A 16,740-nucleotide genomic window follows, 5' to 3' on the forward strand; every position below is an offset into this window, starting at 1 on the left:
ATCTTAATGGAAAAGTGAAGATCAGCCCGAGGTGAATACATGAACTTGCGGCCAATTGATATTGCCAGAAAACTTAAGCTAAGTACAAGTGCCTTAAGGAATTATGAAACGAATGGACTTGTTCCTCCTACGCAACGTTCATCCAGCGGTTATCGGATTTACACCGAAGAACATATTGCTTATTTTGAGTGTATTCAAGCAATGGCACCAGGGTTTGGTATGGATGTAACATCCGAGGTTCTTCGGAAAATTCAATTAAAAGAAGTAGATGCTGCCCTTTGGTTGATCAATAACAGCCAGGCCGATCTCCATCGCGATAAAACGTTGGCAGATAGGAACATTCAAATTCTAGAGACTCAGGAACCTAAGACCAGCCTCGATTCAAACGTAATAAAAGAATGGATGACCATCGGAGAAGTTTCAGCGGAAACGTCCATCCCAAGCTCAGCCATCCGACACTGGGAAAAGGTGGGGCTCATTACCTCATCACGGGATCCTGAAAATGGCTATCGCCTATTTAGTCGATCTCAAATGCGTAAAATTTCACTGCTTCGCGCTTTGCGGCAAGCCGTTTATTCCGTAGATCTTGTTGATCTCAAGCAAGCCATTGCGGAGATGAATGTTCATGATGTGGAACATGTCAAAAAGGTCGCTCAGGATTCCTTAAACTACTTAGTCAAAATCAACAAAGAGCAGCTTCGCGGCATGTCCTATTTATACCGGCTTTGCCGATTGTTGAATTTGCTTGATTAATATCTCCCAAAAAAGAAAAATACGCCACCCTTGCGGCATGCCCGGATCGGCAAGTGCAGCTAGAGTGGCGCAAAAAACATCTTTTAACCAGCAAAAACGCTTATACGACTTTGACTAAGTAAGCATCGAGTTGATCGAACGTTCCGCCGAATCCTTGTTTCATGGAATCATACATGCCCTCAAAGAACTTAAGTTCTTCCTCCGTTGCATTAATAGGTCCTCCACGCATGATTAGTGTAGTTTTTCCTTCATTTTCAGTGAAAGATAATTTATTCATTATTTCCAGCGGAAAACTTTCGCTAAACGGAGCTCTGATAGTGTTAGCCTCAGCATCGGAGAAGGAATTTACGTAGACGAGCTTCTCAGGGGAATTAACTTCATGGTAGACAAACTTACCCCACATTTCAAAGCCTTCAGCTGATTTCATACTGTAGTGGAAGATACCGCCTGGGCGTAGATCTAAGGTGTGCACGCTTAATTCGAAGCCTGTTGGTCCCCACCAGCGAGCTAAATGTTCAGCCTCAGTCCACGTTTTGAAAACGAGGTCGCGTGGTGCATTGAAAGTACGAGTAAGAACCAACTCTCCTCCTTCTAATGTGGCATTGAAGTTGTTCCCTGCTTTTTCTTGAGTCATGTCTAATCCTCCAAATCAAATTGTTTTTTCTTTTCCTTCTCTAACAATTGCTGCAAATAATCGTCCAAGCGATTGAATCTCTCTTCCCACATGCGGCGGAAAGAGTCCAGCCAGCCATCCAGCTCTTTGAGCGACTGAAACTGCAGCTTATAGATTCTTTTATTCGCGGCGGGTTGTACCTCGACAAGTTCTGCATCACTCAGCACGCGGAGATGCTTGGATACTTGTGGCTGCTGAAGCTCAAGCCGATCTGCTATTTCCCCGACAGTAAGGGGGCCGTCACGCAAAAGCTCGACAATGTGCAAGCGGTTTGGCTCGGCTAGAGCACTGAAAGTCTTATTCATACACATAATATACTCCGTATGGAATATTCCTGTCAAGGAATATTTGTCGATGCAATCGCAATTTGTTGAATAGCAAAAAGACTGCCTCACCGGCAGTCTTTTCTTATTTCACATTTATAGTTTAAGCCAAGATTCGTTATGTATACTGCTTTATGCTTTCTTAGTTTGTTTTTTTAGCGCTTGGTCCACCTTGGTTTGCGTTCTCGATCTATTAAAATATGAAAAAATGATTAAGAGACGTATATAAATCTTCGAATTGGACGAATCTAGTAGCTATAACTCTACTATTTTTTAAGAGGAGGAACTACTATGTTTCGTAAAATTCTTTATGTGACTTTGACGCTGCCTTTGCTGCTTTGTTTGTGGCAGGTACAGCCCGCCTATTCGTACCCTGAAAGTGAAGATGGGGGGGAATTACCTCCTACGTATAGTATGGCAAGAAATGCAGGCCCTGTGGAAGGAACAGCTCAAGCTGAACTAGCTCAGCCTAGGACGCAGTATCAAGTGGACCGAGGCGATACGCTGTTCAAAATTGCACGTGATTTTGGCGTAACCGTAGACGACCTTATCAACTCTAACAATATTCAAAATCCGAACCAACTAACGATTGGTCAAAGTTTAACGATTCCGAAGAATGAATCAGAGATTGGTTTACCAAATGGTCAAAAGAAAATTATCAAAAAAGTGTTGAACACAACCCTTACAGCTTATACGGCTGGCTTTGAATCAACAGGCAAAAAGGCTTCCCATCCCATGTATGGCATCACATTTAGTGGTCTTAAAGCCAAAGAAGGACGCACGATCGCCGTGGATCCTGCTGTAATCCCTCTAGGTTCAACGGTGTTCATTGAAGGTATCGGCATTCGTAAAGCGGAGGATATCGGTTCGGCTATTCGCGGTTCTAGAATTGATGTGTTCATGAATGATTTGAATGAGGCTCAGGATTTTGGCGTGAAAAAGAACGTGAAAGTTTATTTGCTAGATAGAGAGAATGTTTAAATTGATAAGCAATTTAATAGGTTAAGGGTCAACCGGGACAACAGTTACAGATCAAAAACGCCCCCAGCAAAGGTGCTGAAAGGGCGTTTTTTTACCATAATGTTAGCAGTTCTTATTTTGAATGAAAATTAATCAGCCATTTCCCAATAATTCCAACGGCTTCGTCGTAATCATTAATTTGAGTGTACAGGCTGACCGTCTTTAAACTCGCCTTCAAAATCGAGTTTGCCATCTTCATAATACTTTCCCTTGCCATTGAATCTTCCTTGAACCTCGTAACCCTCATAAATTAGTTTGCCGTTATCTTTAATACTTGTCACATATCCGTCTGGAATCCCGTTCTTGAATTGTCCAATCAGAACGTCACCAGTCCGGTCTCTACCCATAAGTTCTCCATTAAAATAAATGGTTCCCCAGCCCACAACATTATCATTAATGAACTCGGCATCGTACCAGATTGTGCCATCTTCGTGATAGAGCTTCCCTTTTCCGTACATATGCCCGTCTTTAAGCTGACCTTCATAAAGCAAGTTGCCGGCTTTGTCGTACAGCTTGCCTTCCGTTGCAGGGTCATAGAGATATACGGCTTTGAGGTTCGCATCCCACACCACTTTTCGACCGGAAGCTTCACCAACCAATCTAAGAGGGACGAACGTGTACCCCTTTTGAAGGTAAGGGGCTGTTGGCAGTTCGGATGTCTTTTCATTAACGGTTGCTTGCGACTGTCCTAATGTGAGACTAATCGACGTTCCCTCTTTGCTGCCTGTAACCGTTTGGGATGCTTCGTCCCAATTTACTTGCAAACCCAGCTTTTCGAAAATAGGTCGAAACTCAACCGTTGTAGAACTGTCCTTAAGTTGAGGCTGTTCGTGGAAGATTACTTCCTCTCCGTCAAGATAAACACGAATAGGTTTGTCTGCGTTCACTTGCGTAATGGTTTTCCGCATCCAATAGTCCCGGAGGGAAGCTGCATTCATATCTTGATAAAGCACTGCGTAAACCCCGCCGCTATGAATTTGGGTACGAAGAAGTTGATTTTTTTCCTCGATAATCCCCCCTGCATAGATCCATTTGCCCTCAACGAGTTTATAAATTCCCAGCTTGCTAAGCTGATCGGAAGGGACACGAGATGGCATATAGGCCATTTTTAGGACATGGTAATCGAATGCTTCTTGTACGTCGACCGACCATGGGAGGCTCACCATTTTCTGTTCCGGTTGAAGAGCTTTGGTCAGTTCCAGTTTCGGACCTTCCACTGTATACCGAATGCTTGTATAATCGCCCCCTTTATAGGAAAACGGATTCTCGAACGGAGAGGATAAAATAACCGCGCGATCGGAAGTCGCCAACTCGTGCACGCTGCTCGGACTGCTTCCGCCGAAGAAACCCGTCACTTGTTCAGGTATTTTATCTGCATAAGGGACAGCTGAAACTAGTGTATCCTGAATGGCGTTACCTTCACCTGTAGATTGAAGGGTTCGAAGAATCAGATTGTTATCCACGTTTTTCAAAATAATTGTGCTTCCGGTAACACCCAATAGCTTCTCGCCTTGATCGGCTGCTACATCGGCTTGCTTGTTTTGCAAGTTTGCTGCCATCACCACTTTATGTCCATCTTTCTCAACAGTCCATGCCGCAATTTCCTTACTTACGAAAATATCGAGAGGGATAGCTACCTTGTCAAATAGGCTAAGTACACTAGGTAGTGAATCCGGTTGAGTAACGTCGATCATTCTCAATTGAAATTTTAGTTGATTGTAGGGCTGTTGAATCCATACGACGTATTTGCCGTTGAATGCGACTGGATGACTGTTGTATAAACTGCCATCATTTTTATCCCACAGAACTCGTAAAGTCTTGCTTGCAATGTCGTAAAGCTTAAGCCTATTCTCCGAAGAACCATAATAGGCGACTTGGCCGTTCGCCAAAGTAGCATCTTGACCTTTTCCAATGATATTTGTTTCCTTAGTTGTCATATTGTACACATTAAGAGTGCTTGTAGATTTATCTTTGTAGACTATGTATTCGCCGTCCGTTTGAAGATCTTCATAATAGCCCGGCTTGACATCTGCTTGGGTAGATTCGCCGGTTTGAAGATTAACCATTATAATAATTTTTTGACTATCCAGATATATGGCATAATTATTCGCTGCCGATAATTTTGCTTTGTAGGTCTGGGTCTCGGTTAGTTGTTTTAATTCGCCGCTATACAAATCCCGGGCGAACACTTGATAGAATTTGTTCTCGTCATCTCCCATCCAAACCATCTTGGAATCGGTAATGATCGGAAACTCAGGTACCGAGTAGTCTGTTGAGTTATCCTTTTTGGTGAATGTTGCAGCACTTACATGCACTTCCGGCAAGAAGGACAGCGAGCCAAACGCCAGCATGAGCGCAAGTGCCCCTAACGCAATTTTTTTAAACTTCACGTTGAAATACCCCCCCTTTTTTTATTAAAACCCTATAAATTCCGTGCATGCAAAAAAGCCAAACTATAGAGCGACCCGGCTATCATATCCCGAAGGGGACGTAGACCCGTAGCTTTGCGACTCCGGCTTTCGCGCGAATGTGCCTTTGATCTTATTGTATTGGCTTAAACAGGTATGCTACCCTTAACCATTATATGGTATTTGTGTTAATTCTACAATATACGACATATAGTCTAATACTTATTTGAAAGATTTATTTGTTCCGCTTATAGTTCTCACGAAGGGGATGGGGAAGAACATCCCAATTACCTCGCTATAGTACTACCCGGTTTGGGATTCAGTCGTAAGTATTTCAAAATGGAATTTAAAAATAATTTGTCGAAAATGGAAAATATTTGTTTCCTATTAAATTAATTAAGTATATAATTGTTGCTAGGCAATTAGAACTATTCGATAGGTCCTAGAGTCATTCCGAGAATAAGAAACGGCAAATCCGTCCGAAAGGCGGAGACGCAAAGCCACGGGTCTAAGCAAGGGCATTCCTTGTACGACAGCCGGGCCGCCTACATTCCTTTTGGAGTGGCTTTTTTTATTGCCTTTATATCAAAGTAATAGAGAGGAAGATTATATGTTGGCAAGGTTGCTGGGGAAAATTGTATTTATTGTTATGTTTTTGACCGTTCAAATCGTATCTTTCTCAGGTTTAGCGCAAGCAGAAAACCAACCAGCATTACGTGACATTAATGGGTATTGGGCAGAGGATGCCATAAACGAATGGATCGGAAATGGATTGATTTCGGGCTATGCCGATCAAACCTTTCAACCCGATAAAGTCATTACCAGGGCGGAATTCATATTACTTGTCAACAAGGCATTTGGGTATCTCCATAAAGATGACCAAACCTTCAAAGATGTTTCTCTGGAAAAATGGTTCTATAACGATGTGGCCAAAGCAAAATATGCCGGCTATATTTCCGGGTTCGATGACGGCTCCTTTCGTCCAGATCAACCGATTAGCAGAGAACAGGCTGCCAAAATCATCTATCAACTTATACAATTAAAAGACGTGTTACCAAAGAGTGATACGCGAACGTTTCTCGATGAGCAGCAAATGTCTGACTGGAGCAAGCCTTACATAAAAGCAGTCGCCTCGGAGGGTTATCTTAAAGGATATCCTGATCAGAGCTTCCGTCCTCAGAAATCCATTACAAGAGCAGAAGCCGTAGTGATGCTAGATAATGCCGTAGGGCATTTGATCCATAAGCCTGGAACTTATACTCCAAAAGCTGATGTTGAAGGGAATATGACGGTCAACAGCGGCGGTGTCACTATAAAAAATGCTGTGATCAAAGGCGATCTCATCTTGGCAGCGGGGATAGGGGAGGGGGAAGTGTTCCTTGATCACGTGACAGTAAAGGGAAGAACGATTGTGAATGGGGGCGGAGAAAACAGCATTGAAATTCAAGATTCAACCCTCAATCAGATGGTGGTTCAAAAGGACTTCGGCAGAGTCAGAGTTTTTACTAAAGGCTCTACGATAATAAGCGATACCATTATCAAATCGGGTGCGAAATTAGAACAAGAGCAAGGAAACGAGGGCTTCCAATCTGTTTCCGTGCAAGGAACGACTGTGAATGATGTCGTTCAGTTAGTAGGTACATTTGTGAAAGTTGACCTGAAGTCGACGGTAACTGTCGAGGTTTCCAGTCAATCCGTTGTCACCTTGCTTGAAACGCAAGCAGGTTCGGAAGGCTCAGGAATCAAGATGCTGGGCAATGCCATATTGGAGCAGATCATTTTACAATCAGCCGCGAAAGTGACGGGAGAAGGCTCGATACTTAATGCGGTGATTAAGGTGGAAGGCGTAAGCTTTGAGCAAATTGTAAAGAAATATACACTTGGCGATCTGGTAAAACTCGTCGTAATTGGCGGTAAGGAAGTTACAGGAAACTCTCCGGTTACTACACCTGGATCAACGAACATATCTCCTGTTCCGAATGAGGACAGCCCGGGAGGAGGTGTACCTCCTGGGAAGCCGACAGGTGGAGAACCGGATACTGAGCCGGGAAATGTAGAGGATATTAATGCTGCTTTTATCATACAAAACAAGGTATACACACTGTACCCAGCCATGGCAGATTATTCGACGGTTCAATGGGACGTTTCAAACACGGTTACACAGGATACATACCAGACCGAATATAGTGGGACGGTAGAAGACGTAGGAATCTACAGCATTATAGGCGGATCGGTTTCTCCAGCTCCGTATGACGTAACCAAACGAAATTCAACAAAGCATTATTCCGGGGTTCTGTTATCCAGCATTACTGTTAACGAAAGCGTGTATGCTCAGGTTTATTATGTTGGCAACGAGATGATTTCTTATCAAATCAATGGCAGTTACGCTGTCCATGATCTAGGTAATCAGCTGACAGAACAGGCGGTGCCGCTCGCTGCAGGGGATAGGATTACGCTCGTTTACGGAAGTCAGTATCTTGTTTTTGCAACATGGAACGGAAGTGATTGGGAACTTGATGGGATTTATGATCAACTTGAGTCTCCAACTGGTCTAAAAGCATCCACAGTATCGAATAGGGAGATCGCTTTGCAATGGAACCCAGTTGCGAATGCGGACCAGTACCATATTTATTACAGCGCAACTGCTACTGGCAAGTTTGTTCCCTTGGAGGATCAAAATGGTAAACCGATTACGGTAACCGGAACGACCTATGTCGATAGCACGAATCTTCCACATACGACACGATATTATGTCGTTACATCAGCAATGGATAGAATTGGCGTGGAATCCAGACCAAGCAGCATTGCTTTTGCTACAACTTATTATAATGCACACATAGCTCTGGATTTTGAGATCACGAATACGTTGAAACATCCATCGGAGCCAATTCTCTATATCACAGATAAAACGAACAAAAAGCTTTATCGCGTCAATTACGAAACAGGTGATAAAACCTCCATTGCGTTTGACCTAGCACCGGAGAGTCTCACATATGCAGACGGTAAAATCTACGTTTCCTTGCTAAAAGCGGAACATTCTTCCTATACGTATATTGCACAGCAACAAGGCGCAATTGCGGTTGTGAATGCGGCTACCCTTACGCTTGAAGGAACACATAATATTGCGATTGACCCCTTTGATGTCGCAGTCGTTTCCGGTTATCTCTACGTGTCATCTGGTTCAGGGCAGTGGACGAAGATTAAGTCATATGATTTGAAGACCTTTGCGGAGGTGGGTTCAAGCGATATTCGCCAACAGAGTTATATCCAAACGCATCCTTTAGGGAATAAGCTCTATACGATCACAACGGATACGTCACCGAGAGACCTTGGAGCGTATAACGTAACGAACGGACAATACGTCGAGCCAGGCGGTTACGATTCTCCGTACCATGGCGATTATGCAATGTCGACGAATTTCACCATTTCTCCGGACGGTGCCTACATCTTTAACGGTTCCGGCAACGTATTTATGGCAACAAGCAATAAGTACGACGATATGAAATTTGTATACGGACTTGGACAAGCATATGACGGTATTACCTTTGATCTGTCAAAAAACATTTTTTACACAGCGAAGAACAATGCGATACAAGTCTATGATTACACCAATTTTAATAAAAGCGGGCTCTATCACTTGGACGGTACAGCCAAGAATGTATTTAATGGTACCAATCGATTGATTTCTGTATCTACGCTAGACGGAAAGAATATCGTCGAAATTGTAGAAAAGAATTCAATCGAAGCGATTGCCCCTATTGCGGTGCCTGGTGTCCAGTTGGACGGCAGAGTTGTCGACATTGCTTACGATTCCGCAAATAAGAAAGCTTATGCCATCGACGAAGCGTTCCGCAATCTATATGTGGTTGATCTTCAATCACAGACGATTGTAAAAACAGTCAAGCTTCCATATCGTCCTGCCGGACTTACTATATCGGAAGACGGTTCAAGTCTCTTTATCGTGAATGATGATCTAAATAATCTCATAACGGAAGTGCGCATAACTGATTTACAAATTTTAAGGCACTTGACTTACACGTCAACTGTTGATTCCGGTGACATCGCTCATAGACATATCTACCATAAAAACGGGATTCTGTATGTTGTGATGGGTGATTGGGAGCCGACGCTGCTGGCGTTCAATTCGACTTCCTTTGCAGCCGTAAACTACGGAACTGTGATCAAAGGGGTTGGCGATCTGGCTTTCTCCAGCAAAAAGAGCACATTCTTTACATGGTATCAGTCTGGCTGGAATGCAGGAAATGCCGGCTCCAACGTATTGGCATATTCCGTTAGTGGCAATAGCGTAACCAAATCAGGCGAATCCAGCCTAAGTTACCCGAACTTCTTGAGAGATCCCTTGGATACTCCGGTTCTATTGTTGGAAAATCAAGGGAAACTGGTCGTAAAGAATAAGGTCCTTGATCTCAATAATGTTGCGCAGGTAATCAGTACATTGCCAGAACCGATTTATGCAGCGAGTGCTAATGGAGAGCTGCTGGTTGGTAAAAATGGGATATACAGTGCGGCGACCTATCAGAAGGTTGATTCTTTGGCGCTGGGGACAGCAACAGAAATCTTCTTTGATCAGAATAGAATGCTGTATTATTATGTAAATGGTGCGTTATTGTCTATACAGAAGTAAAATAATAATGACCCGTGAGAGATATGTAGTTCTCTTAGGTCAACCAGTACTCTGGTTGGCCTTTTTTGTATGAAATCACACACTTTGCGTGCAAAGTCCTTCTTTTTTGTAGAAATATGTTGAATTTCATTATTTAATGGAATACCATGGAAAATAGATAGTACTTTACAACTAGAAATAATCACTGAAACACACCTAATATCAAGCAATAATGAACAAAGGCAAATCCATCGAAAGGTGGAGACGCAAAGCCACGGGTCTAAGCCATGAGTCAAATCTCTTGGGATGATAGCCGGGTTACTCTTTAGAGGCTTGTTTTTTTATTGCCAAAAAAGGAAGGGAGGGGCGAAAAATGGCAACATATCTGATGTTGATTAAAGTGTTCGACGATGCCGAGAAGGTTATTTATAAATTTGGTCCAACAGAAGAAAGTATGGGTGAAATTGAATTTAATCTAGTTAATGAAGAGTTTCGGCAGATAGAGAGAATCCCGGGTACTACCAAAGACCATATGTTCATGAGGGCTGCTTCGGCTATTGCAAGATGTTATACGGAGGGAGAGGGCTTTCCGGATAGAACTTTTTTTGCTTCATAATAGTGTTGTACTTTCATTAAATGCATGATGTAAATAAATGATCAGCTACCTTGCGACCTCGCTTGGTAGTTTTTTTATTCTGTCCCATAACACGTTCACAAATGCCTGGCTCAGAATATTACCCCCTGGGTTACCAAGCTTGCTAAGTAAAGACTGTCGTATTCATCGCGCTCTATCACAGGTCTTAGACGCGCCCCGACTAAGGTCTAGGAACAAATACCGTCGTTAGTCCGTTTTGGAAAGCTTCGTTTTTACCTAAAATAAAGACATGAACAAGAGCACAGCAAACAACACAGCAAACAACGAAAGGCGGTGACGAAACGATGAAAAGAAATACAGGCTTAGCCGCTCTGCTAATCGCATTCGGTGCACTGATTCTGTTAAATAAGCTAGGCATTCACATGGGACCATTTATTGGCTCGGTGATGGGATACTTGATTCCAATAGGAATGGTCGGCCTTGGTTATGTAGGTATACAGAACGGCAGCAAAATCGGTTGGATTATTGCAGGGCTTGGCGGTATCATCCTGATTGGTAAATTAGCTGGTTGGATCATCATTCTACTGGCGATTGGGTTGATCGGTTACGGAATTTCGATGTTGACAAGAAGAACGGTGTAAGGCAATGAAACGAATACAGAGAGTGAAAAAGGTGGTATGAGAGATGAGCCTACTTAGGCGAATGAGAGACATTACCGTAGCGACACTGAATGAACATCTGGAGCGATCGGAAGATCCGGTCCGCTTGATTGACCAGTACTTAGCAGCGCAGCGTGAGCAGCTTCAACAGTCCGAGAGACTGTATCAACAATGCGTAAGCCACGCAGCTTCACTCCGGCAGCAATATCTGACGGCGCTGGAAACCAAAGAGAAGCGCGAGCATCAAGCGTTGCTTGCTCTGAAGGCCGGCGAAGAACATATGGCAAGGATCGTGCTTCAAGAGAAGCTGCAAGCCGAAGAGAAAAGCGAGCAGTATCATGAGTTGTACGATCAAGCGAAGCAGTCCATCCTTGATTTGGATGAAGAGCTGCAGCAGCTCAAAGCTGATTACAAAGAAGTGGCAGACAAACGCAGCTACTACTTAGCGCGAATGGAGTCCGCAAGGTTGCAGCAAAGATTGCATGCTCGCAGCAGTGTGGCGCAGGATGCGACACCACGGATGTTCGGTCGCTTGGAAGAGCGCGTTTCCGATATGGAGCTCCATGCAAGAACGCTTCGCGATGTAAGACGAATGGGGCGCGAAAGTTACTATAGCGGGGGCAACTCGGCCGTAGATGCTGAAATGGAAGCTCTGAGAAACAGACTGCAGCAGGAGGGAGCCAAGTAATCATGAGCAAACTTTATCGCTCACGAAGAGATAAGAAGGTTACTGGTCTATGCGGCGGACTCGCCGAGGCCATGAATGTAGATGCAACGCTATTACGTTTGTTAGTGGTGATTACCACAATTTTCACCGGAGGAACGGTCATTTTCATCTACTTTGTAGCTGCACTTGTTATTCCGAAGGAACCTGGGTACGATCAGCCTCCATTTGATCCTTATGCTGGCTCATATGGCCGTCAAGGCTATAATGGCGGTGCTTGGAACGCTCACAAGCCCCCCCACCCTAACCATGCGCCACAACATACAGGGTACAATACTCCGTACGACGCAGGGAAAGTAAACAACATCGACGAGATGATGAAAGACATTGAAAAGAAAGCTCTGCAAAGAGAAGTAGAAGAACTGAGAGCCAAAGTCGCTCGCTTCGAACAACAACCAATTGATATTAAAAAAGGAGACGTGTAAACCATGGGAGTATTTACAAGAATGAAAGATATGACAAAAGCATCAATTCACGAGGTATTGGATAAAATTGAGGATCCGATCGTTATGTTGAACCAATATTTGCGGGATATGGAGCAAGAAATCGCGCAAGCTGAAGTGACTGTTGCTAGACAAATCGCCAATGAGCGCAAGCTGAAACAACGTCTGGAAGAGTCTGTTCGTCTCGTGGCTGACCGTGAAGCCAAAGCTTCCGCAGCAATCAAAAATGGCCAAGAGGCAATCGCTCGCCAAGCCGTCGAAGAAAAATTGTACCACGAAGATAAAATTGTTGAGTACACTGATCTATATACTGCTTCCAAAGCGCATGCGGATGAGTTAACACAGCAGCTGCACGAAATGAAAGATGAGTTCTACAAACTGCGTAACAAACGCAACGAGCTTGTGTCCCGCGCTCAACTGGCTAAAGCCAAAAAACAAATGGCACAAGTATCCTACAATGGCGTCATCGAAAGCGGCAACGCATCCCGCGGCTTCCAACGTATGGAAGAGAAAATTATCCAATTGGAAGTTGAAGCGGAAATCGCTCGCAAGCCTTACGTACCAGCAGGTTCAGTAGGCAGCTATACACCTGTTGACGTTGCAAAGCAAGCTAAAGTTGATGAGCAGTTGAATTTGCTGAAAGAGAAATTAAGCAGCAAAGAAGCCGAGTAATGAACGGTGTTTAGTGAGAAGCCCCTTTTTGTGAGGGGCTTTTTTGTGTTTTCCAGGGGCTTAGAGGCTTACAAAATCATAAGATTTTCAACTTTTTTGCAGAGATTTATCCACTCTTTTTCCAGCAGATTACAGATAGAATTAGCACAGGAGCACGAAAGAAATGTTAAAACGAAACACGAGGTGAGGTCATGAGTGAAGCTCTGGTCCGGATGGAAGGAATTGAGAAGCATTTTCCTGGTGTGCACGCCCTCCATCAATGTCGTCTGGAGTTGGCAGCCGGTGAAGTGCATGCGCTTGTTGGCGAGAACGGCGCCGGAAAATCCACGTTAATGAAAATCGCTACGGGTGTCTATCAGAAAGATGAAGGCAGAATCATCTTGAAAGGCAAGGAAGTGAACATCCCCAATACGAGAGCGGCTCAGCAGCTTGGCATCTCGATGATTCATCAAGAGCTGAATTTAATGCCAGATCTGACGATAGCCCAAAATATATTTATAGGGCGAGAGCCGAGGAAGGGAATCAAGCTGTTCGTCGATGATCGGAAGTTGAACGATCAGGCACAGCAATTGCTGAACGAAATGAATCTCCAGCTCGATCCGCGCACGAAGGTGTCGGAGCTGACAGTCGCCAAGCAGCAAATGGTGGAAATCGCCAAGGCGTTGTCATTTCAATCCGAAGTACTCATCATGGATGAGCCGACGGCGGCACTTACCAATGCGGAAATCGAGGATCTGTTTAGGATCATCGAACAATTGCGCGGGCGGGGGGTAGGCATCGTCTATATTTCTCACCGGATGGAAGAGTTGAAGCGAATTACCGATCGCATCACCGTCATGCGTGACGGCCGCTATATCGATACCGTGCAGACGAAAGATACGTCCATCGATCAGATCATTGCGATGATGGTTGGTCGTGAACTGTATGTCAGCAATCAGCAGATCGCCATCGGTACTTCAGAGACAAGAGTACTCGAGGTTACGAATCTGAACCGCGGTTCTGCTGTGAAAGATGTCACCTTTCATTTGGCAAAAGGTGAGATTCTTGGCTTCGCGGGTCTTATGGGAGCCGGTCGTACCGAAGTAGCGAGGGCCATTTTCGGAGCAGATGCGATTGACTCAGGCGACATACGCATCCACGGGCACAAGGTCCAGCTCAAAACCCCGCATGATGCCGTGAAGCATGGCATCGGTTATTTATCCGAGGATCGTAAACGCTATGGGCTCATGGTGGATATGGATGTGAAGACGAATATCGCCATAGCCTCTTATCGCAAAGCGAGACGCCTGCTTGGGTGGATGCACGACGGCAAAATTGATCAGTCAGCTTCACACTTTGTGGAAGCGCTTCAAATCAAGACACCAAGCATTCATCAGCAAGTCAAATTTCTGTCAGGCGGCAATCAACAGAAGGTCGTTATCGGTAAATGGCTGCTTCGAGATTGCGACATTCTCATCTTCGATGAGCCCACACGAGGGATCGATGTTGGCGCGAAGACGGAGATTTATAAGCTGCTGGATGAGCTCGCTGCGCAGGGGAAATCGATCATTATGATTTCATCGGAACTGCCTGAAATATTGCGCATGAGCCACCGCATCATGGTCATGTGTGAAGGGCGCATTACCGGCGAGCTTCGCCAACAGGACGCCACGCAGGAAGCGATTATGAAATATGCCACCATGCGAATCAGTTAGCATAAGTCTTAGGAGGAATCATGATGTCAACATGGCTTGTAGGTAAAAAAATAGTGCCCACGATGTCTGGGCAAACGGGCGCTGCACAGAAGCTGCTGGCTTTCGCCAGCTTGATTATGCTAGTTATTATCTTCTCGGTATCTTCCAGCAATTTTTTTCAATTCGATAACATCGTAGCGATTATGCTTTCAACAGCCGTTATCGGTGTGCTTGCTCTAGGTTCAACGTTCGTTATCATCACCTCGGGGATTGATTTAGCCGTCGGAACGGTGATGACCTTCTCATCGGTGATGGCGGGAGTCATCATTACAACTTGGCATTTACCGATGCCGCTTGGCATTATCGGGGGCATCGCCACAGGAGCCATTTGCGGTCTCATCAGCGGGCTGCTCGTGGCGAAGATGAAAATTCCGCCTTTCATTGCCACACTAGCTATGATGATGGTGACCAAAGGACTTTCACTCGTCATCTCGGGGACGAAGCCGATCTATTTTAACGATACGCCGGCATTCTCGCAGATTTCGATGGGGTCCATGCTTAATTCGATCATCCCCGGCTTCGAAATTCCTAACGCGATTCTCGTCTTCTTCGGCGCTGCCGTTATTGCCAGCATTATTCTATCGAGGACGATCATTGGACGCTATAACTTTGCCCTGGGGAGCAATGAAGAATCCACGAGGCTTTCCGGCGTTAATGTAGACTATTGGAAAATCGTCATCTACTCGCTAACTGGTGTATTCAGCGGGATCGCCGGCATTATGATGGCTTCCCGTCTCAATTCCGCTCAACCCGCGCTTGGGTCTGGTTATGAGCTGGAGGCAATTGCAGCTGTGGTCATCGGCGGCACTTCCTTAAGTGGGGGCAAAGGTTCCATTCTCGGAACCGTCATCGGTGCTCTTATCATGAGCGTGCTCACGAATGGGCTGCGTATCTTATCTGTTAAACAAGAGTGGCAGACGGTCATTGTAGGAGTTGTCGTTGTACTGGCGGTTTACGCTGATATGATGCGGCGCCGCAAGAAATAAACTTCGGTATTCACTCCAACTCGGAGTCACATACAACAAATTATAAGTAAGGGGAGATTAAGATTGCATAAAAGGACAAAGAAATTTGCGGTAGCATCATCGCTATTATTATTAACGACGATTGTACTTGGGGCATGCGGTACCAAAACGACGGATACGAAAACAGCGGCGACAACGACTGCGCCAGCAGCAGCAACAACTGCAGCGCCTGCTGCAGCAAAATCGGATAAAATTTATATTCCGGTCATCTCCAAAGGCTTCCAGCACCAATTCTGGCAAGCTGTCAAACAAGGGGCTGAGAAAGCCGCCAAAGAATTTAACGTAGAAATAACGTTCGAAGGTCCGGAAACAGAGTCACAAGTGGATAAGCAAATTGAAATGCTGCAGGCTGCACTCGGCAAAAAGCCGCAAGCCATCGCTTTCGCCGCGCTGGACAGCAAAGCCGCTACGCCGCTGCTGGAGAAAGCGAAAGCAGGCAAAATCCCCGTCATCGGCTTTGACTCCGGTGTGGACAGCGACATTCCGGTGACGACCGCCGCCACCGATAACAAAGCTGCTGCCGCGTTGGCAGCGGACAAAATGGCATCGCTCATCAGCAACGAGGGCGAGATCGCGCTTGTCGTACATGACCAAACGAGCCGCACGGGCATTGATCGCCGGGATGGCTTCACCAATCGGATCAAAGAGAAATATCCGAATATCAAAATTGTGGATACGCAGTACGGCGGAGGCGATCAACTTAAGTCAACAGACTTGGCCAAAGCCATTATCCAAGCTCATCCGAATATTAAAGGCTTCTTCGGTGCGAACGAGGGATCCGCGATCGGTGTTATCAATGCCGTGACAGAACTGAAAAAAGACGGCAAAATCACTATCATTGGCTACGACTCCGGCAAGCAGCAAATGGAAGCGATCCGCAGCGGCAAAATGGCCGGCGCTATTACTCAGGATCCGATCGGCATCGGTTACTGGTCAGTGAAAGCAGCGGTTCAATCGATTAAAGGTGAAACTGTTCCCAAGTCGATCGATACAGGCTTCCACTGGTACGACAAAACGAACATTGATGCTGCTGACATCAAGCCACTGCTTTACGAATAGGAAGAAAGAGGCTGCGCCCATTCGGGCCA

Annotated in this window: 14 protein-coding genes and 3 riboswitches; of the genes, 11 read left to right on the forward strand and 3 right to left on the reverse strand. The window is 45.2% G+C overall.

The window, feature by feature from the left end; all coding sequences use genetic code 11:
• Positions 1-39: 39 nt before the first annotated feature.
• Entirely contained in the window at positions 40-753 is a 714-nt protein-coding gene (locus NYR53_RS02835; RefSeq protein WP_261303837.1) for a MerR family DNA-binding transcriptional regulator, read from the forward strand.
• Positions 754-853: 100 nt separating this feature from the next.
• Here the strand turns inward: NYR53_RS02835 and NYR53_RS02840 are convergent, their stop codons facing one another.
• Together NYR53_RS02840 and NYR53_RS02845 are read right to left on the reverse strand one after the other, a co-directional pair.
• Positions 854-1,387 carry an SRPBCC family protein gene (locus NYR53_RS02840; protein WP_261303838.1) on the reverse strand — a complete coding sequence of 178 codons (534 nt, stop codon included), beginning with the start codon at positions 1,385-1,387 and terminating at the stop codon, positions 854-856.
• A gap of 2 nt (positions 1,388-1,389) precedes the next feature.
• Positions 1,390-1,731 (reverse strand): ArsR/SmtB family transcription factor, encoded by a 342-nt coding sequence (locus NYR53_RS02845; RefSeq protein WP_261303839.1) that lies wholly within the window; start codon positions 1,729-1,731, stop codon positions 1,390-1,392.
• Positions 1,732-2,040: 309 nt separating this feature from the next.
• Here NYR53_RS02845 and NYR53_RS02850 point away from each other — a divergent pair, with 309 nt between their 5' ends.
• Positions 2,041-2,730 (forward strand): 3D domain-containing protein, encoded by a 690-nt coding sequence (locus tag NYR53_RS02850; protein WP_261303840.1) that lies wholly within the window; start codon positions 2,041-2,043, stop codon positions 2,728-2,730.
• 173 nt (positions 2,731-2,903) lie between these two features.
• On the opposite strand, the gene NYR53_RS02855 is transcribed toward NYR53_RS02850, so the two are convergent.
• A complete protein-coding gene (locus tag NYR53_RS02855; protein WP_261303841.1) occupies positions 2,904-5,159 on the reverse strand; it encodes a stalk domain-containing protein in 2,256 nt (751 codons plus the stop codon).
• Between the two features lie 66 nt (positions 5,160-5,225).
• A riboswitch (cyclic di-GMP riboswitch) is annotated at positions 5,226-5,313 on the reverse strand.
• 322 nt (positions 5,314-5,635) lie between these two features.
• Positions 5,636-5,726, forward strand: a riboswitch (cyclic di-GMP riboswitch).
• Between the two features lie 61 nt (positions 5,727-5,787).
• Here NYR53_RS02855 and NYR53_RS02860 point away from each other — a divergent pair.
• The 9 genes from NYR53_RS02860 to NYR53_RS02900 all read left to right on the forward strand — a co-directional run bounded on the left by NYR53_RS02860 (position 5,788) and on the right by NYR53_RS02900 (position 16,711).
• Positions 5,788-9,822: an S-layer homology domain-containing protein gene (locus tag NYR53_RS02860; protein WP_261303842.1), complete on the forward strand. Its 4,035-nt coding sequence runs from the start codon at positions 5,788-5,790 to the stop codon at positions 9,820-9,822.
• 210 nt (positions 9,823-10,032) lie between these two features.
• Positions 10,033-10,127: riboswitch (cyclic di-GMP riboswitch) on the forward strand.
• 47 nt (positions 10,128-10,174) lie between these two features.
• A complete protein-coding gene (locus tag NYR53_RS02865) occupies positions 10,175-10,417 on the forward strand; it encodes a hypothetical protein (RefSeq protein WP_261303843.1) in 243 nt (80 codons plus the stop codon).
• Positions 10,418-10,740: 323 nt separating this feature from the next.
• Complete coding sequence (locus NYR53_RS02870) at positions 10,741-11,037, forward strand: hypothetical protein (RefSeq protein WP_261303844.1); 297 nt, start codon at positions 10,741-10,743, stop codon at positions 11,035-11,037.
• Positions 11,038-11,080: 43 nt separating this feature from the next.
• Positions 11,081-11,743, forward strand: a complete 663-nt coding sequence (locus NYR53_RS02875; RefSeq protein ID WP_261303845.1) for a PspA/IM30 family protein — start codon at positions 11,081-11,083, stop codon at positions 11,741-11,743.
• Between the two features lie 2 nt (positions 11,744-11,745).
• Positions 11,746-12,204, forward strand: a complete 459-nt coding sequence (locus tag NYR53_RS02880; RefSeq protein WP_261303846.1) for a PspC domain-containing protein — start codon at positions 11,746-11,748, stop codon at positions 12,202-12,204.
• Between the two features lie 3 nt (positions 12,205-12,207).
• Complete coding sequence (locus tag NYR53_RS02885) at positions 12,208-12,894, forward strand: PspA/IM30 family protein (protein ID WP_261303847.1); 687 nt, start codon at positions 12,208-12,210, stop codon at positions 12,892-12,894.
• A gap of 191 nt (positions 12,895-13,085) precedes the next feature.
• Complete coding sequence (locus NYR53_RS02890; RefSeq protein WP_261303848.1) at positions 13,086-14,588, forward strand: sugar ABC transporter ATP-binding protein; 1,503 nt, start codon at positions 13,086-13,088, stop codon at positions 14,586-14,588.
• Positions 14,589-14,608: 20 nt separating this feature from the next.
• Positions 14,609-15,613: an ABC transporter permease gene (locus NYR53_RS02895; protein WP_437180125.1), complete on the forward strand. Its 1,005-nt coding sequence runs from the start codon at positions 14,609-14,611 to the stop codon at positions 15,611-15,613.
• Between the two features lie 63 nt (positions 15,614-15,676).
• Positions 15,677-16,711, forward strand: a complete 1,035-nt coding sequence (locus NYR53_RS02900) for an ABC transporter substrate-binding protein (protein ID WP_261303849.1) — start codon at positions 15,677-15,679, stop codon at positions 16,709-16,711.
• Positions 16,712-16,740 lie beyond the last annotated feature (29 nt).

The sequence above is a fragment of the Paenibacillus andongensis genome, from assembly GCF_025369935.1.
GTDB lineage: Bacteria > Bacillota > Bacilli > Paenibacillales > NBRC-103111 > Paenibacillus_E > Paenibacillus_E andongensis.